Source organism: Embleya sp. NPDC005971, assembly GCF_040629175.1.
Classification (GTDB): Bacteria; Actinomycetota; Actinomycetes; order Streptomycetales; family Streptomycetaceae; genus Embleya.
This window is the reverse complement of sequence record NZ_JBEXUX010000037.1, coordinates 46,718-67,462: the sequence shown is the minus strand read 5'-3', so window position 1 is coordinate 67,462 and position 20,745 is coordinate 46,718. Positions and strand designations below refer to the sequence as shown.

At 70.6% G+C, this 20,745-nt stretch carries 17 protein-coding genes, 1 pseudogene and 1 riboswitch; of the genes and pseudogenes, 11 read left to right on the top strand and 7 right to left on the bottom strand.

What is annotated here, in order from left to right:
• Positions 1–25: 25 nt before the first annotated feature.
• Positions 26–676, bottom strand: a pseudogene (locus tag ABZ374_RS28895) (MFS transporter); the annotation flags it as partial.
• Positions 677–818: 142 nt separating this feature from the next.
• Between ABZ374_RS28895 and ABZ374_RS28890 the strand changes: the two are divergent.
• Positions 819–1,871, top strand: a complete 1,053-nt coding sequence (locus tag ABZ374_RS28890) for an LLM class flavin-dependent oxidoreductase (RefSeq protein WP_360316213.1) — start codon at positions 819–821, stop codon at positions 1,869–1,871.
• A 515-nt stretch (positions 1,872–2,386) separates the two neighbouring features.
• Here ABZ374_RS28890 and ABZ374_RS28885 read toward each other — a convergent pair.
• Positions 2,387–3,070, bottom strand: coding sequence for an alpha/beta hydrolase (locus tag ABZ374_RS28885; RefSeq protein ID WP_360316211.1), 684 nt, complete (start codon positions 3,068–3,070; stop codon positions 2,387–2,389).
• 410 nt (positions 3,071–3,480) lie between these two features.
• Between ABZ374_RS28885 and ABZ374_RS28880 the strand changes: the two genes are divergently transcribed.
• Entirely contained in the window at positions 3,481–4,350 is an 870-nt protein-coding gene (locus ABZ374_RS28880; RefSeq protein WP_360316208.1) for an SGNH/GDSL hydrolase family protein, read from the top strand.
• Between the two features lie 98 nt (positions 4,351–4,448).
• Complete coding sequence (locus ABZ374_RS28875; protein ID WP_360316205.1) at positions 4,449–5,711, top strand: acyltransferase; 1,263 nt, start codon at positions 4,449–4,451, stop codon at positions 5,709–5,711.
• Positions 5,712–5,836: 125 nt separating this feature from the next.
• Here ABZ374_RS28875 and ABZ374_RS28870 read toward each other — a convergent pair whose 3' ends face one another.
• On the bottom strand, positions 5,837–6,589 hold the full coding sequence (locus ABZ374_RS28870) for a polysaccharide deacetylase family protein (protein ID WP_360316312.1): 753 nt from the start codon (positions 6,587–6,589) through the stop codon (positions 5,837–5,839).
• A 411-nt stretch (positions 6,590–7,000) separates the two neighbouring features.
• Between ABZ374_RS28870 and ABZ374_RS28865 the strand changes: the two genes are divergently transcribed.
• From ABZ374_RS28865 to ABZ374_RS28855, 3 genes are all read left to right on the top strand, one after another.
• The gene (locus tag ABZ374_RS28865) at positions 7,001–7,708 is read left to right on the top strand and encodes a response regulator transcription factor (protein ID WP_360316309.1); all 708 of its coding nucleotides are present in this window, start codon (positions 7,001–7,003) and stop codon (positions 7,706–7,708) included.
• Positions 7,709–7,788: 80 nt separating this feature from the next.
• Positions 7,789–9,291: a HAMP domain-containing sensor histidine kinase gene (locus ABZ374_RS28860; RefSeq protein WP_360316306.1), complete on the top strand. Its 1,503-nt coding sequence runs from the start codon at positions 7,789–7,791 to the stop codon at positions 9,289–9,291.
• Entirely contained in the window at positions 9,288–9,842 is a 555-nt protein-coding gene (locus ABZ374_RS28855) for a hypothetical protein (protein ID WP_360316203.1), read from the top strand. Before ABZ374_RS28860 ends, ABZ374_RS28855 begins: the two co-directional genes overlap by 4 nt.
• Before the next feature lie 133 nt (positions 9,843–9,975).
• On the opposite strand, the gene ABZ374_RS28850 is transcribed toward ABZ374_RS28855, so the two are convergent.
• Entirely contained in the window at positions 9,976–10,389 is a 414-nt protein-coding gene (locus ABZ374_RS28850; protein ID WP_360316200.1) for a cupin domain-containing protein, read from the bottom strand.
• Positions 10,390–10,534: 145 nt separating this feature from the next.
• Between ABZ374_RS28850 and ABZ374_RS28845 the strand changes: the two genes are divergently transcribed.
• The 4 genes from ABZ374_RS28845 to ABZ374_RS28830 all read left to right on the top strand — a co-directional run bounded on the left by ABZ374_RS28845 (position 10,535) and on the right by ABZ374_RS28830 (position 14,507).
• The gene (locus tag ABZ374_RS28845) at positions 10,535–11,248 is read left to right on the top strand and encodes a TetR/AcrR family transcriptional regulator (protein WP_360316198.1); all 714 of its coding nucleotides are present in this window, start codon (positions 10,535–10,537) and stop codon (positions 11,246–11,248) included.
• A 937-nt stretch (positions 11,249–12,185) separates the two neighbouring features.
• Positions 12,186–13,181 carry a hypothetical protein gene (locus ABZ374_RS28840; protein WP_360316196.1) on the top strand — a complete coding sequence of 332 codons (996 nt, stop codon included), beginning with the start codon at positions 12,186–12,188 and terminating at the stop codon, positions 13,179–13,181.
• A 241-nt stretch (positions 13,182–13,422) separates the two neighbouring features.
• Positions 13,423–13,764 (top strand): SHOCT domain-containing protein, encoded by a 342-nt coding sequence (locus ABZ374_RS28835; RefSeq protein WP_360316193.1) that lies wholly within the window; start codon positions 13,423–13,425, stop codon positions 13,762–13,764.
• A 368-nt stretch (positions 13,765–14,132) separates the two neighbouring features.
• Entirely contained in the window at positions 14,133–14,507 is a 375-nt protein-coding gene (locus tag ABZ374_RS28830) for a protein kinase (RefSeq protein ID WP_360316190.1), read from the top strand.
• On the opposite strand, the gene ABZ374_RS28825 is transcribed toward ABZ374_RS28830, so the two are convergent.
• Together ABZ374_RS28825 and ABZ374_RS28820 are read right to left on the bottom strand one after the other, a co-directional pair.
• Positions 14,406–15,233: a YdeI/OmpD-associated family protein gene (locus tag ABZ374_RS28825; RefSeq protein WP_360316188.1), complete on the bottom strand. Its 828-nt coding sequence runs from the start codon at positions 15,231–15,233 to the stop codon at positions 14,406–14,408. The two genes, ABZ374_RS28830 and ABZ374_RS28825, sit on opposite strands and share 102 nt — an antisense overlap.
• A 31-nt stretch (positions 15,234–15,264) precedes the next feature.
• On the bottom strand, positions 15,265–16,017 hold the full coding sequence (locus tag ABZ374_RS28820) for a hypothetical protein (RefSeq protein WP_360316186.1): 753 nt from the start codon (positions 16,015–16,017) through the stop codon (positions 15,265–15,267).
• A 271-nt stretch (positions 16,018–16,288) separates the two neighbouring features.
• A riboswitch (S-adenosyl-L-homocysteine riboswitch) is annotated at positions 16,289–16,363 on the top strand.
• A 16-nt stretch (positions 16,364–16,379) separates the two neighbouring features.
• On the opposite strand from ABZ374_RS28820, the gene metH reads away from it, so the two are divergent.
• Positions 16,380–19,985 (top strand): methionine synthase, encoded by a 3,606-nt coding sequence (gene metH, locus ABZ374_RS28815; RefSeq protein WP_360316183.1) that lies wholly within the window; start codon positions 16,380–16,382, stop codon positions 19,983–19,985.
• A 122-nt stretch (positions 19,986–20,107) separates the two neighbouring features.
• Here the strand turns inward: metH and ABZ374_RS28810 are convergent, their stop codons facing one another.
• Positions 20,108–20,671 carry a hypothetical protein gene (locus ABZ374_RS28810; RefSeq protein WP_360316181.1) on the bottom strand — a complete coding sequence of 188 codons (564 nt, stop codon included), beginning with the start codon at positions 20,669–20,671 and terminating at the stop codon, positions 20,108–20,110.
• Positions 20,672–20,745 lie beyond the last annotated feature (74 nt).

Sequence of the window (20,745 nt, the reverse complement as noted above, 5' to 3'; positions counted from 1 at the left end):
GACACGAAGGCATCACATCGTGACGTCACGCCGCAGGAGTTGCCCGGACCCGGGCTGTCGGCGGCACGTCGTGCGAGGTCGGCAGTTCCCGTCCCAGGCATGCGAGCGGGGACGAAGCCATCACCACCGGGGACGACATCATGCCCGCGGCCGTTACCAACAGGCTGGTGCGCAGCCCCCACTCCTCCGTGAGGAATCCGCCGACCAGGGAACCGAGCGGGGCCAACCCCATGCCGACAAACGTGATCGTCGCGGCCACGCGGCCCTGCATCCCGTCCGGAGTGACGGCCTGCCGCACCGCCATGACCGTGACATTCACCAACTGTCCGCCCATCCCGAACACGAAGCCGGCCGCAAGGAGCGCGGGAACCGTCACCGCAGAGGAGCCGTGCGGCGCAGGCACGCACAGGAACGCGCCGTCGCCGAGTGCCGCCGCGGCCACGAGCACCGCGCCATGGCCGAACCGGCTCGGCAGGCGGGCGGCCGACAGCGAGCCCAGGAGCGCACCCGGTCCCGCCGCCGCGAGCGCCAACCCGACGACGATGCCCGGCAGGTGCAGTTCCCGCGGCAGGAAGAGCAGGTAGACGGTCATCATGGCGGCGAAGGAGAACTGGAACGCGGCCGAAGCCAGGCACACGCTCCGAAGCACGATATCGCCGGCGACGAAACGCAGGCCGGCTCCTCGTGGGTGACTCGCTGCGTCAAAACCCTGGCCTCGGCCGGCCCGACACGAAAGACGCTCCCACTCGCATCTCGCGCAAACCTGGGACCTGCCAGTATGAGCATGTTCGGGTCGGTTCTCGTGGCTTGGAGGCTTGATGCGTGCAGGTGTCGTGGTTGCCGCTCGCCCCGGTGTGGAGGATCTCGCCGTGCGGGCCGAGGAATTGGGCCTGCACAGCTTCTGGGTGAACGACACCCCGATGGTCCACGGTGACCCCTTCGTCGCCTTGAGCCTGTGTGCGAAGGCCACTCGGCGCATCAAGCTGGGTATCGGCGTGACCTCACCGGCGCTGCGCTCGGCCCCGGCCGCCGCGAGCGGGATCGCCGGTCTCAATGCCTTGGCGCCGGGCCGGATCATCTGCGGGGTGGGCACCGGGAACACCGCCCGTCGCACCTTGGGCATGCCGCCGACCACGACGTCCGCGCTGGAGGGATTCACCGCGGGGTTGCAGGATCTGTGTGCCGGGCGTTCGACCGAGTACCGCGAAGGTGACCGGGTCCGCGACATCCGGTTCCTCCACGCCGGGGCGCACGTGAACACCACCGATCCCATCGAGTTCGTCGTGGCCGCGCTCGGATCCAAGGCCGCTGCCGTCGCCGGCCGCCGCGGCACCGGCCTGATCTCCTTCGGCCTGCTCGAACCGACCGCCTGGCGCGCACTCCAGGACGCCCGCCGCCAAGCCGTTCACGGCACGTCCCGCGACCCCGACTCCCCCGTGAACTCCTACGTGGTCACCTCGCTCCACCTGCTGCACGAGAACGAGGATCCGCACGGCGACGCGGCTCGGGATGCGACAGGTCACCTCGTCCTGTCGTTTCTGAACTACGCCGCGGACGCGCCCGCCTTCGCAGAGCAACTCGGCCCCGATGAACGCGAGGCGGTTCGTGAACTCCTGGTCCGGCGTGGCACCACCGCCGTCGCGCCGGACCGGTACACCCAGCTCTACCCCAACTACCTCGGGCGCATCGCGCCGCAGGACCGGGACCTGGTTCTACCCTCGCTGATGGACATCCTGGCCCTGATCGGCACACGCGACGATGTCCTCACCCGCATCACTGCCCTGGAACAGGCAGGCGTCGACGAACTCCTCATCCAACCGGTGGTCGACCCGCCCACCGAAATGGCCCGACTCGCCGAGCTCCTCACCTGAGCACGCCGCTCGCCCGCACCACCGCCCCGGCTACCGACCTCGATTCCGTCGGCCGACTCCGGGTCGGCAGTGGTCGCCATTCGTACCCGTATGTCCCAGGCCGTCGCGGCCTACCACTACGCTCTGGGCGAGGGATGGGGCGAGAGACTGGCCGAGGAGTACGCGCAGCCGGTCTACGAGGGGTGCATGCGGTAGCGCCGCCGGCCGGCGGTCCGTGCGATCCGGCGTAGGCCACCGGTCTGCCGTGCCGCATGGGCGCGGCAGGTGCCCGCCGGCGAGACGAAAGCGCGACGCGACCCCGCCATCGCTTCCCGGCGGGGTCGCGCCGTGTCGGGTGTGTCCACCCCCGCCGCCCGGGCGGCGCAGCGCCGTGCGGCGAAGGTCGATCCCGCCGCGGTGTACGCGATCACCGTGCGCGAGGTCGAGCATGGACCGAGCGGGCCCCGAGCGGAGGAAGTCGGCCCGATGGCCGCCGGTTCCCGGATGTGCCAATGCGCACGGCACGCGCGGGTTGGTCAACCACTCGCGTTTCGTCGCCGGCGGTGGATGAGATCGGCGACAGCCGCGGTCCGGCTCAGGTGGGGCGAGTGACTGCTCTCCCATGTCTCCGAGGCCGAGCAACGGGCCGCGAAGCGCCCGACCAGTGGAGCCGCGATGGCACGGTCGTCGCGGGCGGCGACATAGAGCGAGGGTGTGTCGCGCCAGCTCACGTGGCCGGGTGTGGCCCCGAAGATCGAGGGCGGTTCCGGACGCAGCAGCTCGATCGCGCGGGTGGCCGCCGCTTCGTCGACGTCACCGTAGAGGTTCTTTCGAGCATCCTCGGGATCGAGTCGAAGCCGCCCGTTGTCGTCGAGGGTGGCGAGCAGCCCTTCGACGGGGGCACCGGTTTCCTTCGCGACTTCCTCCAGGAGTTGCGCGGGTGACTCACCGACATCGAGAAGCCAACCGGCCAGGAAGATCAGTCCCGCCGCGCCGCGTACCGTTCCGGCGGTCACACCTCCGAAGGAGTGCCCGACCACCAGCGGAGGCTGTTCGGAGGCGGTGACGATGTCCTCGACCAGGGCGGTGCCGTCGGCCAACGACAGCTCGTGGAGGTCGGGCACTTCCACACTCAGATCTCGGGAGCGCAGCAGCCCGACCAGGTCATCGTAGTGAGCCGGTTGATGCCAGGCACCGTGCAGGATGATCACGTCGGTCATCCCCGCAGGCTACTCCGGGTCGACCGCCAGCGTTGGCCTCCGCGCCCCCGGGCGCCGTCATGCCCTTCGTCGTATTGGCCTGATCCGCACGGTAGTTCACCCGAATCGACGCAGCGGCGACCAGCGTCGAGCGAAGCGGCAGGACGGCATCGCACCCGACGAAGTCGGCATCGGCGGCGAAGGCGCGCTCGGCGCCGGACGGCAACCCGGTGACGGTCGGGACCGCGCGACGGCCCACGGAAGCTCGAATCCCGGGAGGACACGCCGGAGTTGCCGACCGAGGCCGCGGCGTACCCCCGTTGCCCGCCTGCGTCGGCCCCGGACATGGCGGATGACTGTTCCTCTCGCAGCATGTGATGAAACGATGACGACCCCTCCGGGGAGGGATTCCAGCGGCTCTACTGAACGGCATGAACAGCACAACCAACCCCTCCACCCGCCGTCGGCGCCCTGTCCGGCTGACCATGGGAATCGCCCTCGTCACCGCGACGGGGCTCCTCGGACTCACCGCCTGCGACGACTCGGACAAGCAACGCGGGGCCGCCGACGGCCGATCCGATTCGACCGTATCCTCGACCTCCGCCCCCGCCGGCACGGCCCGCGCCGGCCAGGAACCGTCCGGCGCCGGGAACAAGAACGCAAAGCTCGCCAAGCTGCTGTGGATGGGTGACTCCATCGGCGAAGTCGAGGCCCCCGCGCTCGGGGCGGCGATGAAGGCCAACGGCACGGAGTTCAAATCGATGGCGGCGGCCGGTGGCGGCGGTGTCATCGGCGAGGTGGCCCAATCCACCTGGGAAGAACTGCCGAAGGAACTCGGCTCCTTCAAACCGAACGTCGTCGTCTACCAGATCACGACCTACGACTGGGGCAAGGCGGCGGAACAACAAGCGAGTTACGAACGACTGGTCAAGACGGTGACCGACGCGGGCGCCGAACTCGTCATCGTCTCCGCGCCGCCGTTCAGAATCGACGACTTCTACAAGCGGCACGAGGCCGAGATCAAGTCCGCCCCGAAGTCGGCCAAAGAGGTGGCGGACAAGCACCCGGGCAAGGTGCACTTCCTCGACGCCGCGGCCCTGTGGGGCACCGACAGCGCCGCTGCCAAGGCGCAGCGGAGCAACGACGGCATCCACTCCTGTCAGCAGGGTTCCGCCGCGTTCGCCAACTGGCTGGGCAAGGAACTCGGCAGGCAGTACTCCTTCGCACCGGCGGCGGTGGACCGCTGGGCCACCGGGTCGTGGACCGGCGACAAGGTGTACGGACGCCTCGGCTGCAAGTAGTCGACCCCGGGCGACGCGCTCGCCTCCCCGGCCAACACGATCGAGGGGCGGAACGGGCCCGGGCTCGTTCCGCCCCGCGTCTTTCGGAGAAATACCCCATGCCTGCGCAGACTTCCCCTCGGCGTATCCATCGGCGGGTTCCCACGCCGTCCGCGACGCCCAAGAGCCCGCTCACCTCCGTCAAAGCGCACATCGGACCGCTGGACGGTCTGCGCGGTGTGGCCGTCGCGGCGGTGTTGCTCTTTCACGCCGGAAACTTCGGCGGCGGCTTCCTGGGCGTCGACCTGTTCTTCGTGCTGTCCGGGTTCCTGATCACCGGACTGCTGCTCAAGGAGGCGGCGGCCGGGAACGGCCGCATCAACCTCATCGCGTTCTGGGGCCGGCGGGCGCGCCGCCTCCTGCCCGCGCTCGCCGCCATGGTGTCCGGTACCTCGTTGCTGGTGTGGGCCTTCGGCTCGCCCGCGCTGATCCGCAACGCGCTCGACGACGGTCCGTGGGTGGTGGCGAACCTCGCCAACTGGCACTTCATCGCGGACCGGATGGGCTACTGGAACTCCGGCGACACCCGCGTCTTCAGCCATCTGTGGAGCATCGCCGTCGAGGAGCAGTTCTATCTGTTCTGGCCGCTGCTCCTGGTTCTGGTGGCCCGGGGCCGGAACGCGGGCCGAAACGTCGCCGTCGTCGCGGCGACGGGAGCTCTCGCCTCGCTGGCCCTGATGCTCCATCTCGCCGATCCGATCGACAGTACCCGGGTGTACGAAGGCACCGACACTCGTGCCTTCTCCCTGCTGTTGGGCGCTGTGATGGCCACCGGACCGGCCACTCGCGCCGTGGCCCGACTGGGCGAGCGCCCGGCCGGGTGGCTCTCGTTGGCCCTGGTGTGCGGCATCGGCGGGTACTGGGTCCTGGCCGACGGCGAGGATTCCCCCTCACTGTTCCAGGGGGGAATGTTCCTGCACGCGCTGGCCGCCGCCCTCCTCATCTCCTGCCTCACCCGGGCGCCGGGCAGCCCCGTCGGCCGGGTCCTGGGCGGCGCTGCGCTGCGCTGGACCGGTCTGATCTCGTACAGCCTCTACCTGTGGCACTGGCCGGTCTATCTGCTGCTGGACGAGGAACGCCTCGGCTTCTCGGGGTGGGGGCGGACGGCTGTCGTCGTGGCCGTTTCCGTTGCCGCCGCCGTACTTTCCAAGTTCCTGGTCGAGGATCCGATCCGCTTTCGGGCCCGTTGGGCGCATGGGCGGACCGGCGCCGTCGCCCTGGTGGCCACGTTCGCCGCGCTGGCGGCCCTGTGGGCGGGCATACCGGAGCCGAAGAGCGGCGCGACCTCCGTGGATGTCACCCGACTCACGGACGGGTATTGAGAGTTCCACGAGGAGGCCGGCCGGTCGCTTGACCGGCCGGCCGCTTGGTTCGGGGGGGCGCGCACACCGGGGCGGGGCGCGCGTGTCGCGGGCCGGGGCGGGCCGTGTCGGTCGTCGAAGCAGGTTCACGCCTGCGGGAAGCTGTAGCGGTAACCCTGTTCGTCGAACCACGTCAGGAGCTTCTCGAGCGCCTGAAAGGACTGTTCGCGATTGCCGCCCCCGTCGTGCATCAAAACGGTGGGGCCCTTGGTCAGTTGTTGTTGGACGCGGGTGACGATGGCGTCGACTCCGGGGCGCTGGTAGTCGCTCGGGTCGACGTTCCAACCGAGGGGGCGCATGCCGTGATCGGCGGCGATCCGGCGGCTTTCCGGGGTGAACGCGCCACCGGGTGCGCGGTAGTACCAGATCCGTCGGCCTCCGGACGCCTGGTCGATCATGTTCTTGGCGTCGAGGATCTCCTGCGTCTGGTAGTCGACGGGCTTCTTGTCCATGCCGGTGTCGTGATGCACCGAGTGGTTGCACAGGCGGTGGCCGGCGTCGACGATCCTGCCCAGCAGTTCGGGGTTGGCCTTGGCGTTGGGCCCCAGGACGCAGAACACGGCCTTGGCCTTGTGCTTTTCGAGCAGATCCAGGAAGCGGGGCGTCCACACGCCGTCCGGGCCGTCGTCGAGGGTGAGGTTGACCGACTTGCCGCCGTCCTCCGAGTGCCGCGAGATCGATGGATCGACCTTGCCGCTCTCCTTCGGACCCGGGCCGGTCGGCGATTCGACATCGGCGGCGCCCGGCACCGGGCGGGCCGCCTGGTGGGTGCCGCCGACGCGTCGGTTCGCCGCTGTGTCGGAGCCGCCACCGCAACTCGTGAGGGCGGCCGCGGTCACGACGAGGGCTATTGCCGCACCCGCGCCCCTCGCGATGTCGCCGCGACGTATTCCACCGATCGTCATGGGTATTCCTGTCTCGATATCCCGGGTCTTCGTTCGACTGCTCGCCGAGCCAAACACGTTCGGATATCGAAACCGGAGGCTGTCATCGTCTCGTCACATATCGCGCACGGATCCGTCATCCCGGGACCATACGGTGGTCAACGAGGCCCTGAGCCGCGCAAACAGGCGCCGACCCGCCCGCCGACCGGTTCGGCACGGGACCGGCACCCCGCAATCCGTCGTAAAGTCGAAGGGCACCGCTGCCTGCCGTCCATTGCCGCACCACACGGTCTTCGGACGGCCCGGACACAACCCCCGTAATCCTTATGATCCGCCGTGACGACTCAGCAGGGAATTGTCACCACCATGCCACGCGTATTGCTTATCGAAGACGATCCCGCAGTCCAAAGGGGCGTCGGTATCGCGCTTCGGCGGCGCGGCCACGAGGTCGCCGTCGCGCCCACCGGGGAGGCCGGACTCGCCACCCTGGAGGACTTTCGCCCCGATCTCGTCCTGCTGGACCTGATGTTGCCGGGCATGAACGGCCTGGAGGTGTGCCGCCGGATCCGGGAGCGACACCAACTCCCGATCATCATCCTCACCGCTCGCGGCGACGACATCGACGTCGTGGTCGGCCTGGAGGCGGGCGCGGACGACTACGTCGTCAAGCCGGCCGGCGGCGAGGTCCTGGGCGCCCGCGTCAAGGCGGCCCTGCGCCGCGCCGTTCCCGCCGACGCCGAGGACGCCACCGTCGCGGACCCGATGGCGCCGCAGGTCGACCGGTACGGCGATCTGACGATCGACCGGGCCGCGCTCATCGTGTCCAAGAACGGAACCGAGCTCACGCTCGCGCCCTCCGAACTCAAACTGCTGCTGTACCTGTCCGCCTCCTCCGGGCGCGTGTACAGCCGCGACCTCCTCCTCGAACGTGTCTGGGAGCACAGCTACGCCGGGGACGCCCGGTTGGTCGACGCGTGTGTGCTGCGCCTGCGCGGAAAGGTCGAGGACGACCCGCGCCGACCCCGCTACGTGCAGACGGTCCGCGGATTCGGTTACCGCTTCGGTCCGCTGTGACCGCCTCCGCCGCGCGTTCCGCGTCCCGGTCGCCGCGAACCCTCGGACGCCGGTGGTCGCTGCGGGGTCTTCGTCCCCGGCTGGTCGTCGCCTTTCTCCTCGTCGCCGCGTTCAGCGCCCTGATCACCTCCGCGCTGACGTACGACAAGGCCCGCGACGCGATCCTGGACCGCACCCAGAGCGCCGCGACCGACGAACTGCGCGCCCAACTCGACTCGCGTGCACCCGACCTGCCGTATCCGCCCAGCACGGAGAGCCTGCTGGGGCTGACCGTCCTGCTCGACCGCGCGGGCACCCCGCGCGACTGGCACACGCACGTCTCGTACCAGGACGGCCCACTCGTCCCCGCCGAGGCGCCCGGCGATCCCGGCGCGATCACCGCGGCCCTGCGCTCCGCGGTGTTGCGGGAGAACGGCGCGGTGGCCCAGCGCGTCGCGCGCCCCGACGGCCCGTGGCTGGTCATCGGGATGCCGATCCTGCACGCGGGGCACGACGACACCCCCACCCGGATCGTGGTGTACGCCGAAATGTCCCTGCGTGGCGAGCAAGCCGACATCCACGCCCTGGTCACCGCGGCCCGCTACGGCGCGCTCCCCGCCGTCGGCCTCGCCCTCGTCCCGGCGCTCTTCGCCGCCGCGCACGTCCTTCGCCCGGTACGGCGGCTCCGCGCGGGAGCCCACCGCATCACCGAGGGCGACCTCGACACCCGCATCCCCGTCCGCGGCAACGACGAACTCGCGGACCTGACCGCGACGTTCAACACGATGGCCGACACCATCGAACGCGACGCCACCGAACTGCGCCGCCTCGAAGCCGGTGCCCGCCGGTTCGCCGCCGACGTCTCCCACGAACTGCGCACCCCCCTCGCGGCGATGGTCGCCGTCACCGAGGTCCTCGACGAGGACACCGCCCATCTGGACCCCGACACCTCCGAAGCGCTCCGACTGGTGGCCGAGGAGACCCGCAAACTCGCGCGCATGGTCGACGACCTCATGGAGATCTCCCGCTTCGACGCGGGCGCCGCCACCCTGCACACCGACGAGGTCGACGTCTCCACCTCGGTACGCCGGACCCTGCGAGCCCGCGGCTGGAGCGACCGGGTCGACACCGAACTCCCCGACGGGATCCGCGCCGTCCTGGACCCTCGACGCTTCGACGTCGCCCTCGCCAACCTGGTCGGCAACGCGCTGCGGCACGGCGGCGGCCCCGTCCGGGTCGTGCTGCGCCGCGCCGGCGACCGGATCGTGCTCGACGTCGTCGACCACGGTCCCGGCATCGATCCGGCCGTGCTCGCGCACATCTTCGACCGCTTCTACAAAGCCGACTCGGCCCGGACCCGATCCGACGGCAGCGGCCTGGGACTTGCCATCGCCCGCGAGAACATCCACCTGCACGGCGGTACCCTGCGGGCGGCCTCCACCGCGGGCGAGGGCACCGTGTTCACCATCGAACTCCCACTCGCACCGCCGGCCGCCGTGTCGGCTCCCCGACACCTCGACGGCATCGGCGCAGCCGGAGCCGATCACGACGGCGAGCCCGCGTCGTCGGGCGAGGTCGGACACGAACGTCCGGAGGATCAGTGAAGCTCCCCACCACCGTGGTCGCCGCTCTCGTGGCCGCCCTCGTCGCCGGATGCGGCATCTCCACCACGACGCCACACGGAGTCGGGCCCCCGGCCAGCGGTGTTCCGCAAATCGGCGCCGTCCCCGACCGGGTCCGCCTGTTCTTCGTGTCTTTCGCCGGTGTGCAAGCGGTGTCCCGGCCCACCGAAACGCCTGTCGACCCGGGCGAAGCGATCACCCTGCTGTTGAAGGGACCGACCGAGGCCGAACGTCGACAGGGACTGATGAGCGCCCTCGCGGATCTGGTCGGCCGGGTCGGCGTCGACACCGGCAACGGCAGCGTCACGCTCACGCTGCCCGTGGACGCCGCCCAGGTGCCCGTGGAGGCGATCCACCAACTCGTCTGCACTGCGGCCAACGCCCGCGTCCCGGGTGGTCGGGCCCCCACCGAGGTCGACGTCAGCTTCCACCAACTCGACTCGCCGAACAGGTTCGGTCCCTTGCACTGCACCGTCGCCGGCTATCTGGCGCAGCCCGAGACGCCGACTTCCCCGGCGAGCTTTTTCGGCTGAGGTCCACGGGTCCGGCGTCCCGATCGTGTGGTGGTCGGGGCGGTGGTCGGTGGTGTCGTCGCGGCCGTTGCACGAGGCGAGTACGCCGCCGACCCGGGCTTGGGCGAGGGCCCGGTGGGCGCCCGAGGGACCGCTACGGCTGTCGGGTTTCGTCGGCGGGCTGCATGCGTTCGTGGCGGGTGTTGGTGCGTGGGGTGATGACCAGCAGGTCGCCCGGTTCCTCGACGGTCAGGCGATGCCAGCGGCCGGCCGGGACGATGTAGGACGTGCCCGCGGTCAGGGTCGCGACCGGTTCGCTGCCGCTGTCGTGGTCGCGCAGGTGGACGTGCACGATTCCGGAGAGCAGGCACAGGACTTCCTGGCCGTCGGGGTGTTGTTCCCATACGTCGGCGTGCACCGCGCGGTCGTCCGCGGCGTGGAAGGCCGTCACCGTCCACAGGCCGGGATCCCCGAGGCCCCGTCGTGGCCTCGCGTCGATCGTGCCGCCCTCTCGAAGTTGGATCACGGAGTCGAACAGGTCGAGGGGGGTGGTCGCGTTCATCGCCATCGGGCGGTCCTTCCGTCGGTCGCGCGATACTTTCCGAACATGTTCGGAAAGTATCACCGGCGTCGCGCGACTGTCGATCTCGCGCGCGGGCCCGGGTCGGCCGCCGCGGTTCGCCCGGGATCGCGGAAGCCGCCATCATGGGGCGATGCCACCGCCTGCCTCGTCTTCCGGCCGTACCGGTCGCCCGCCCCGGACCTCCCGCGCGCAGATCATGACCGCGGCCCGTCGGCTCGTCGACCGGGACGGCTGGGACAAGCTGACCATGCGCCGCCTGGCCGCGGAGGCCGGCGCCGCGCCGACCACGCTCTACCACCACTTCCGCGACCGGCACGACCTCCTGGCGCAGTTGCTGAGCGACTACGCCGACACGATCGTGCGCCCCGAACTCCCGGACGACCCCCGGGGGCGCATCCTCGCCGCCGCGACCCTCATGCACGACGTGTTGGCGGACCGGCCGTGGATCGTCGAGGTCCTCACCGCCGACGACGTGATCGGCGAATCGGCGCTGTGGATGGTCGAGGCGATCGTGGCGGGCGCGGTCGACTGCGGGTGCACCCCGGAGGAGGCGGTGGATCTCTACCGCGGCGTCTGGTACTTCACCGTCGGCGAGATCCTGGTCCGCGCCAATGCCGCGCGCCGCCGCGCCGAGGACGCCCATCGGCCCATCCGGCGCGACACGATCCTCGGTGAGGTCGACCCGGCTCGACTGCCGCACCTGGCCGCCCTCGCCGACCGCTGGCCCACGTTGGTCTCCCGGGACATCCACCCGCAGGGCCTGCGGGCGTTGGTCGACGGGCTGTTGCCGCGCGACCCGGACCACGACACGAACTCCGCGGCGGCGCGGGCACGTCGGTCCTGAGCAACCCGCCCACCCCACACCGTCGGCGGGGCGGGACCGACTCCCGCCCCATGATCGGAACACCGTCAGGCGACCACGCCGGATGGTGAACTCGCCCTGCCCGAAAGGGAATCGAGCCGAATCCGACCCCGCCGCAGCCGGCCGCACGACGCCGTATCACCCGATCGCCTTTCCAATGGTTCGCAAGGTAAGCCTTACCTGACTTTCTCGCTTCCGTGAAAGCCAACACCCCCATGCGCGCCCCCAAATCCGCCGCCGTCGCCCTCGTCTGCCTCTGCCTCACCGCACTGCTGCTCGGCGGTTGTTCCGCCGGTTCCGACAACTCGTTCGTCTCGCTCGCGGCGCCGCACATCGCCCGACGACTCGTACCCGGCACCGGCACCGACCCGGTCACCGCGGCCGCGGTCGGCGCGACGCTGCTCGTCGGCGCCGACTGGGTCGCGGCCTGCGCATTGCCGATCACCGTCCCCGTTTCCGCCGCCCCGGGACCGGCCGGCGGGTGCGTACCGATGCCGCGCGACCGGCCGGGCACACGTGCCCTGCCCGTCGAAGACCTGCTGATGCCCCTCGCCGGTGCGATCCTGGGATACGTCGCCGCCCGCGCCGACCGGTGGATCGCCGCCGGTGGAGCGCGAACGACCGGCTCGGGCGGCGAAGCCCGGGCGTGGGACTCACGACCCTGGTACGCCCGGGGCGTCCGGCCCTGTGGCCTCGTCGTCGGGCACCCGAGACTTGTCCCGGCAGGCCGTCGGCCCGATCGGGCCGCGCGATCCACGGCGGGAGCGTCGAGATGGACGACCGTACCCACGTACCCGACAGGGGCACCGTCTCCGCACCGGCACCACAGGTTCGACCCGACCGATCCTGCCGCGCCGCCGGTCCGGCTCACCCGTCCCCCACATTCGGCCGCGTCGAGGGGCCGTAGGGAGAGATCGACATGACCAACACTTCCCCGAGCCCCGTCGACGTGAGGTCCCTGGCCGCGGCCGGCGGTGCGGCCCCCTCGCTCCACAACAGCCAGCCGTGGTTCTTCCGGCCCACGGTAGACGCAGGTGGACTCGCGGTGTTCGTCGACGGCAGGCGCGCGGTCCCGCTCACCGACCCGGCGGGCAGGGCCATGCACATCTCCGTCGGCGCGGCCGTGTTCAACCTGCGCGTCGCCGCGCTGCACCTGGGCCGGAAACCCGTGGTGACCCTGTCGTCGCACGACACCCCCGAGTTTCCGGCGGCCGTGCTGGACCTGAGCCAAGGCGCCGACGCCGCATATCCGTACGGCCCGGACCTGTACCCGGCGATCGCCGAACGGCACTCCAGCCGCCTGCCGTTCTCCAACCGCGACGTACCGGAGCGCGTCGTCGGTGATCTCATCGCCGCCGCCGAAGCCGAGGGCGCGGTCCTGGACGTGCTGGAGGAGGGCGACGCACGCCGCGTCCTGGATCTGACCGCCGAGGCCGAGCGGCGGACGGCGGCGGACGTCGCACGGCAGGCGGAGACCCGCACGTGGTTGCGCCTGGAGGCGCCCGCCACCGACGGCATCCCCCGTGCGGCCCTGGGACCACAGGACCACGATGCCCGGGTACCGGTCCGTGCCTTCACCGGACACCCGCCCACCTCGCCCGTGACGACACAGCGTTTCGAGGCGCTACCCCAAGTGGCAACCCTGACCACCCGCTTCGATCATCCGCAGGACTGGATGCGGGCGGGCCAGGCCATGGAGCGGGCCTGGCTGTTGGCGACCGTCCACGGCCTGCGCATGTCGGTCCTCCACCAAGCCGTGGAGTGGCCCGACACCCGCGCGAATCTGCGCGATCCGCGAACCGGCCCCGGGTACGTCCAGATGGTGCTGCGGATGGGATACGGGCCTCCCGGAGCCCCCACTCCTCGTCGCCCCGTGTCGGAGACGCTCGACCCGACCGACCCTTGGCGCGAATGACGACCCGAACGGAGGCGACACGACGCGGCCCCCGATCCGCCAAGGTCCGCCGGACAGGGCCCGGCCGCACCATCCCGAGTGGGGTGCGGATGTCCGCTCGCCCTCCGCTGCCCGGACCGGCGATACCGCCCGGGAGGGCCGGTCGACCCGGCCGACCGGGCCGAACGGCTCCGACGCTCCTCGGGTCTGCGACGCACCATGAAGGTGCAGGCCGGTTCGGCGTCCCGGGAAGGTGAGGGCAATGAGATTGACTCCGGTCCTGGCGACGGCGCCCACGCGTCGCGTCGGGCACATGTACGAGGAGGACGGCTGGAGCTGGGTGTGGGGGTCGATGATGATGCTGCTCCTGCTCGCGGCGATCGTCGCAGTGGTGTGGTTCTTGGTGCGAGGCACCTCACGTGGTCGCGGGCCCTCGGATTCGGCCGGCTCGTCGGCGACCGAGGTGCTGGCTCGGCGCTATGCCCGCGGCGAGATCGACACCGAGGAGTATCGCGAGCGTTTGGCGGTTCTGACCCCGGGGCCCAACCCACCGCGCGGGGGAAGGACGCGCGGCCGAGGTGGGCCGGACGTGCCGGGCGATTGACGGCCGCGGCCCCGCGGTGCGCGAAGTGGCGTACGGTCCGACACCCGTCCGGGCCCGGGCAACCGGGCCGGTAACCTCGGCCGCGCGGAAACGGGCGGTCGGGGAGTGGTGTCTGTGCGCGTGTTGGCGGGTCGGTACGAGCTTGTCCGTTTCGTTGGCCGGGGCGGTATGGGCGAAGTGTGGGAGGGCCGCGACCGGCGGATTCGACGGCGCGTCGCCGTCGAACTCCTGCCGCACGCGCAAGGCGACGCGGCCGGGGCGGAGCTGTTCCTGCACGAGGCGCGCACCGCCGGGGCCCTGAACCATCCGGGCGTGGTCACCGTGTCGACACGGGCGAGGACGACGCCGACGGCACACTGTTCCTGGTCATGGAGTACGTCGACGGCCGGGACCTCGCCCGAGTGCTGCGCGCCGACGGGCCTCCGGCGGTGGCGGTCGCGGCCGACTGGGGGGCACAGGCCGCCGGTGCGCTCGCCCGTGCGCACGCGGAGGGCGTCGTCCACCGCGACCTGAAGCCCGCGAACCTCATGCTCGCCGCCGACGGAAGCGTCAAGATCCCGGACTTCGGCATCGCCCGGTTCAAGAACCCGTCGGGCACGCTGCTCCACGGGGGCGCACGCGTCGGGCTTGCGGCCGTCGGCTCATTCCGGGCCGTCACCGCTCTCCAGCATGTGCAGGGTCTTGTCGAGCCGGGCCTGCCTGGCCTCCGGCGTGAGAGCCTGGAGCAGCGGCAGGATCAGTAGATAGCGACCGGTCCTGTCGAGCGCCTCGAACGCCTTCCCGGCCGCCGGGTTCGCGTCGAGCACCGCCGCGAGATCGGGCGGTACGGTCGCCGTCTTCTGCGACGCGTAGGCCGCCGCCCATCGCCCGTCCTCCTGCGCCTTGCGCACCTCGGCCAACCCGGGTTCGCGCATCCGGCCTGCGGCCGTCAGCGTCGCCACCTTTTCCACATTCACTTGCGACCACAGGCTCTTGCGTCGACGTGGCACGTACTTCTGCAGGTAGTGCTGCTCGTCGAACGACCGCCGTTGCCCGGAGATCCAGCCGTAGCACAGCCCGACGTCGACCAATTCGTCATCGGTGACCGTCGGGATGCCGGACTTCTTCTTGGCTACCTTGATCCACACACCCTCGTGGCGCCCGTAGTTCTCGGCCAGCCAGCTCTCGAACGCCGCAGCGTCCGCAAAAGCGACGATCTCCGCGCCCGTGATCCCAGCCATGCGACCCAGGCTATCGCCCGCATGGCCGGAGCCGGTTTCAACAGGCGGAGTCCGCACACCTCCTCGGGCGAATCGGCTCCCCTCGGTCGCCACAGCGCAAACCCCGAAAACAGCCGAGGCCATCGCAGCCTTGGAGCTCGGACAGCGCGCGACGACCGACGCGGCGCCCGAACCGACGGCGGCGTAGCGGAGGGTGGTGTGGCGCGCGGCCCACCGGAAGCCCTGGGAGACGAGGTCGGCGAGGCTCACACGGCGATCGTCGCGGCGGGGCGGCGCGAGGTCAGGGGTCGTCGCCCCTGGTTGGTTGTGGCCGCATGCTTGCCAACGCGAGGAAGACCCACCACGGAATCACCACCAGGAACGCGGCGGTGCCGGCTGCCGGCAGGGCCACGGCCAGGCGCGCGGGCACGCCGTCGGGCGGCAGTGGAATGGCGAACCACGCCCAGCACACGGCCGCGAAGGCCGCCGCCGGAGGCCCCGCGCCGAGCAGCGACACCAGCCACGCGGGCGTTCGATGCGCGGCCGAGGTATCACGCCGGCGCATTTCGGTGACGGATCGGTGGATCAGCGCGAGCACCATTCTCGGCCCGAGAATCGGTATGCAGAGGAACCAGAGCTTCTTCCATAGGCGTTGCCGCACCCGCTGACCTCCGTAGCCCGGGATCTCCGCTCGGCCCCGCACGTCCGCCAACGCCCGGATCATCAGGGCCGTGCCGTACCGCCGAAACGCCTCGGCCCAGGACAACGGCGCCGAGGTGGAGAAGGTTCGTGCCAGGTACCCGTGGGACGGCCGAAAGCGCACCAGGGCAACCGTTTCCCGCAGGCCCGAACACACGTCGTCGGGTATCTCCACGTCGAATCTCGGGCTCTGCGCCGACCACAGGCGCTCCAAATCGTCCGCCGCCGACAGATATCCGTGCCGCCGCAACTCACCGACCAGGGACGCCCATGACGACCGCTCGTTCCCGAACCGGCAGCTCGTCACCACCCCACGCGGCCTCACCCCACCCGAAGGGCGCATCGGCGTGCTCATCCCCCACAGTCTGGCACCCGACCCGGCGCCGGCCGAGGCATCGAACGCAGGGAGCCGGACGGCGGATTCCGATGCGATCCCGCCCCGCCGCCCCGGTCGGCACCGCGACACCGGATCCGGCATCGGCGCAGCCGGCGCCGTCACGCGCACACCGAGCCGAGCCGGTCCACCGCAGCCGGAAGTTGCCCGCGACACCGGCCGCGGCGACGCGAAGCGAAACGAGATCGACCCAATGCAGGCCCCGGGCCCACTTACTCGCTATGGTTGGCCCACGGCCGAGAGGCGCTGCAACGGGTCACGGCCCGCCACGCTCGGCCCGTTCGACGATCAAGGGCGCCTCCCGACGTATGGGAGGTGGACTGGTGGAAAGATCGTCCGAGACCAGGTTGCGGGAGCTGCTGCGACAGCGGGTCGTCGTGCTGGACGGCGCCTGGGGCACCATGCTGCAGGGGGCCTCGCTCACGGCCGACGACTACCGGGGCAGCCTGATCACGGCAGACCACCCGAGGGACGTCACGGGTGACCCCGACCTGCTCAACCTGACCCGGCCGGACGTCATCCTCGACGTGCACCGGCAATACCTGGCGGCAGGCGCCGACATCACCACCACGAACACCTTCACCGCCACCGGGATCGGGCAGGCCGACTACGGCCTGGAGGGCCTGGTCCGGGAGATGAACGTGCAGGGCGCCCGGCTCGCCAGGCAGGCCGCCGACGAGTTCGGCGGACGCTTCGTCGCCGGCTCGGTCGGGCCGCTCAACGTGACCCTGTCGCTGTCCCCCAAGGTGGAGGACCCCGCCTATCGGGCCGTCTCCTACCAGCAGGTCTTCGACTCCTACGCCGAGCAGTTCCTGGCCCTGCAGGAGGGCGGCGTCGACCTCCTCCTGATCGAGACCATCTTCGACACGCTCAACGCCAAGGCCGCCATCGCCGCCGCCCGCGAGGTCACCCCCGATCTGCCCCTGTGGATCTCGGTGACCATCGTCGACCTCAGCGGACGAACCCTGTCGGGCCAGACCGTGGAGGCGTTCTGGAACTCCGTCGAACACGCGAACCCGCTGATCGTCGGCGTCAACTGCTCCCTCGGTGCGGACGAGATCCGCCCCCACCTGGCCGATCTCGCCCGCCTCGCCGGCACCCACGTCGCCTGCCACCCCAACGCGGGGCTGCCCAACGCCTTCGGCGGTTACGACCAGACGCCCGAGGAAACCGGGCAACTGCTCGGGGAGTTCGCCGCCTCGGGCATGGCCAACATCGTCGGTGGCTGCTGCGGCACCACCCCGGCACACATCGAGAGGATCGCCGGCGCCGTCGCGGGCCTGCCGCCGCGCACCGTCCCGCAGACCAGGCCCGCCACCAGGCTCAGCGGCCTCGAACCCTTCGAAATCGGGCCCGACACCGGCTTCGTGATGATCGGTGAGCGAACCAACGTCACCGGTTCGGCCAGGTTCCGCAAGCTGATCGAGGGCAACGACCATCAGGCGGCCGTCGCCGTCGCCCTGGAGCAGGTCCGCGGCGGCGCGAACCTGCTCGACGTCAACATGGACGCCGACCTGCTCGACAGCGAGCAGGCGATGACCACCTTCCTCAACCTCATCGCGACCGAGCCCGAGGCCGCCCGGATCCCGATCATGGTCGACAGCTCCCGCTGGAGCGTCCTGGAAGCGGGCCTCAAGTGCATCCAGGGCAAGGGAGTCGTCAACTCGATCAGCCTCAAGGAGGGCCCGGAACCCTTCCTCGCACAGGCCGCGACGATCAAGTCCTATGGCGCCGGCGTCGTCGTCATGGCCTTCGACGAGCAGGGCCAGGCCGACACCACCGAACGCAAGGTCGCCATCTGCGGCCGCGCCTACGACCTGCTGACCCAACAGGCCGGGATCGCCGCCGAGGACATCATCTTCGACCCCAACGTCCTGGCCGTCGCCACCGGCATCGCCGAACACAACGGCTACGCCAAAGCGTTCATCGACGCCCTTCCGCTGATCAAGGAACGCTGCCCGGGCGCACGCACCAGTGGCGGCATCTCCAACCTGTCCTTCTCCTTCCGCGGCAACGACATCATCCGCGAGGCCATGCATTCGGCGTTCCTGTTCCACGCCGTCACCGCGGGCCTGGACATGGGCATCGTCAACGCCGGCCAACTCGCCGTCTACCAGGACATCCCCGCCGAACTCCTGGAACTGGTCGAGGACGTGATCTTCGACCGGCGGCCGGACGCCACCGACCGGCTGGTCACCTTCGCCGGCACGGTCACCGGTTCCGGCACCCGCCGCGAGGTCGACCTGTCCTGGCGCGAGGCCCCGGTCGGGCAACGCCTCGCCCACGCGCTGGTGCACGGCATCATCGACTTCATCGAGGAGGACACCGAGGAGGCCCGCGGGCACGCGGCTCGACCGCTCGACGTGATCGAGGGCCCGCTGATGGACGGGATGAAGATCGTCGGTGACCTGTTCGGCTCCGGCAAGATGTTCCTGCCGCAGGTCGTCAAGAGCGCCCGGGTGATGAAGCGGTCCGTCGCCTACCTGGAGCCCTACATCGAGGCCGCCAAGGACGCCGCCGACACCGAACGCGGCAATGGCAAGGTCGTTCTCGCCACCGTCAAGGGCGACGTGCACGACATCGGCAAGAACATCGTCGGCGTGGTACTCGGCTGCAACAACTACGAGGTCGTCGACCTGGGCGTGATGGTCCCGGCCGCCACCATCCTGGACACCGCGATCTCCGAGGGCGCCGACGCCATCGGCCTGTCCGGCCTGATCACCCCGTCCCTGGACGAAATGGTCGCCGTGGCAAGCGAGATGCAGCGCAGGGGGCTGAAGATCCCGCTGCTGATCGGCGGCGCGACCACCTCGCGCCAGCACACGGCCGTCCGGATCGCGCCCGCCTACGACCACACCACCGTGCACGTCCTGGACGCCTCCCGCGTCGTCGGCGTCGTCTCCGACCTGCTGGACCCCACCCGCGCCGAAGTCCTGGACGCCGAGAACCGCACCGAGCAGGCCCGCCTGCGCGAACTGCACGAGACCAGGCAGAAGCAGCCCCTGCTCACCCTCGGCCAGGCCCGGGCCAACCCCGAGCGGGTCGACTTCACCGAGCTCCCGGTCCCGGCCTTCACCGGCGTTCGCACCGTTCGGCCGAGCCTGGCCGAGCTCCGCGCGATGATCGACTGGCAGTTCTTCTTCCTCGCCTGGGAGCTCAAGGGCAAGTACCCCGCCATCCTCGACCAACCCGTCGCGCGCGAGCTGTTCGACGAGGGCAACGCCCTGCTGGACGAGATCGTCGAGGGCGAGCTGCTCCAGGCACACGGCGCGTACGGATTCTGGCCCGCCCACTCCCGCGGCGACGACATCGTGCTCGACGACGCCCCTGTCGGGGTCGGCTTCCCGATGCTCCGGCAGCAGACCGCCAAGCCGGAAAACCGGGCCAACCGCTGCCTCGCCGACTACGTGGCACCCGAAGGCGACCACATCGGCGGTTTCGCGGTCTCCATCCAGGGCGCCGAGGCCCTGGCCGCCTCATTCGAGGCCGACCACGACGACTACAAGTCGATCATGGTGAAGGCACTCGCCGACCGCCTCGCCGAGGCCTTCGCCGAGTACCTCCACCTACGCGCACGTCGCGACTGGTTCGAGCCCGACGCCGACCCGGTCCTGGAGGACCTGCACGCCGAGCGGTTCCGCGGCATCCGGCCGGCACTCGGCTACCCGGCAAGCCCCGACCACAGTCTCAAGAAGCACCTGTTCGACCTGCTCGAAGCCGACAGGATCGGCATGGGCCTGACGACGTCGTTCGCGATGACCCCGGCGGCGAGCGTCAGCGGGCTGATCTTCGCCCACCCCGACGCGAAGTACTTCACCGTCGGACGGATCGGGCTCGACCAGACCGAGGACTACGCCCGCAGACGCGGCATGGACCTCCGGGAGGCGGAGGCCTGGCTCCGACCCAACCTCGCCTACGACCCCAGGTAGTCGACGACTGGGGACCGGGTGGAGAAGCAACGGAGGAGCAACGAAGGAGCCACGGTCGAGAGCCGGGATGGAAGGCGCACCGGCCCGGCCGTGGCAGGCGTGTGGCGCAGCGTCGGGCAACGTCACGACCGCCCGATGCTGCCGGGGGTGGGTTCGGCGAGGTGGCGCCGATGGTACGACCAGGTGACGGCCGCCAGGAGCGGGGGCCAGAGCACGAGCGGCAGATACAGCACGCCGAGCAGGTCGGCCCCAAAATCGGTCATGTCCTCGTGCGGGAGAGCCCACCAGAACAGGAACTGGGCCCACAACAGCACCAGAACCACCACCGCGCCGCACGCGATCCGGGTGACCGGTACCGGCTTCATCCTCCTGCCGCCCACGAACGGGACCCAGCGCGGCGGATATTCGCCCCAGGGCCGCACCAGAGCCAGGGTCAGCAGTGCCGCCGACTCGGTGGACAAGCTGAGGAAGACCACCCAGGCGGCGCCCCATCCGTCCATGCCCAGGTCCGCGTAGCCCTGCTCGGTGTAGCCGCCGTGACTCCCGAACACCAACGCGAAGCGCCAGACCGCCGACGGCAACGGAGTCAGCGCCGCCACGTGCGCGGCCACGATCGCCCATCGCGGGGCGGGCGGCGCAGCGGATCCCGACAGGCTCGACATGACGATCCCCCGTGATTCGATCATGCCGAGATACTGTCAACGACGCACGAGCCACACGTCGACGGAAAGTCCCACACCCGGATCAACCCCAAGGATGA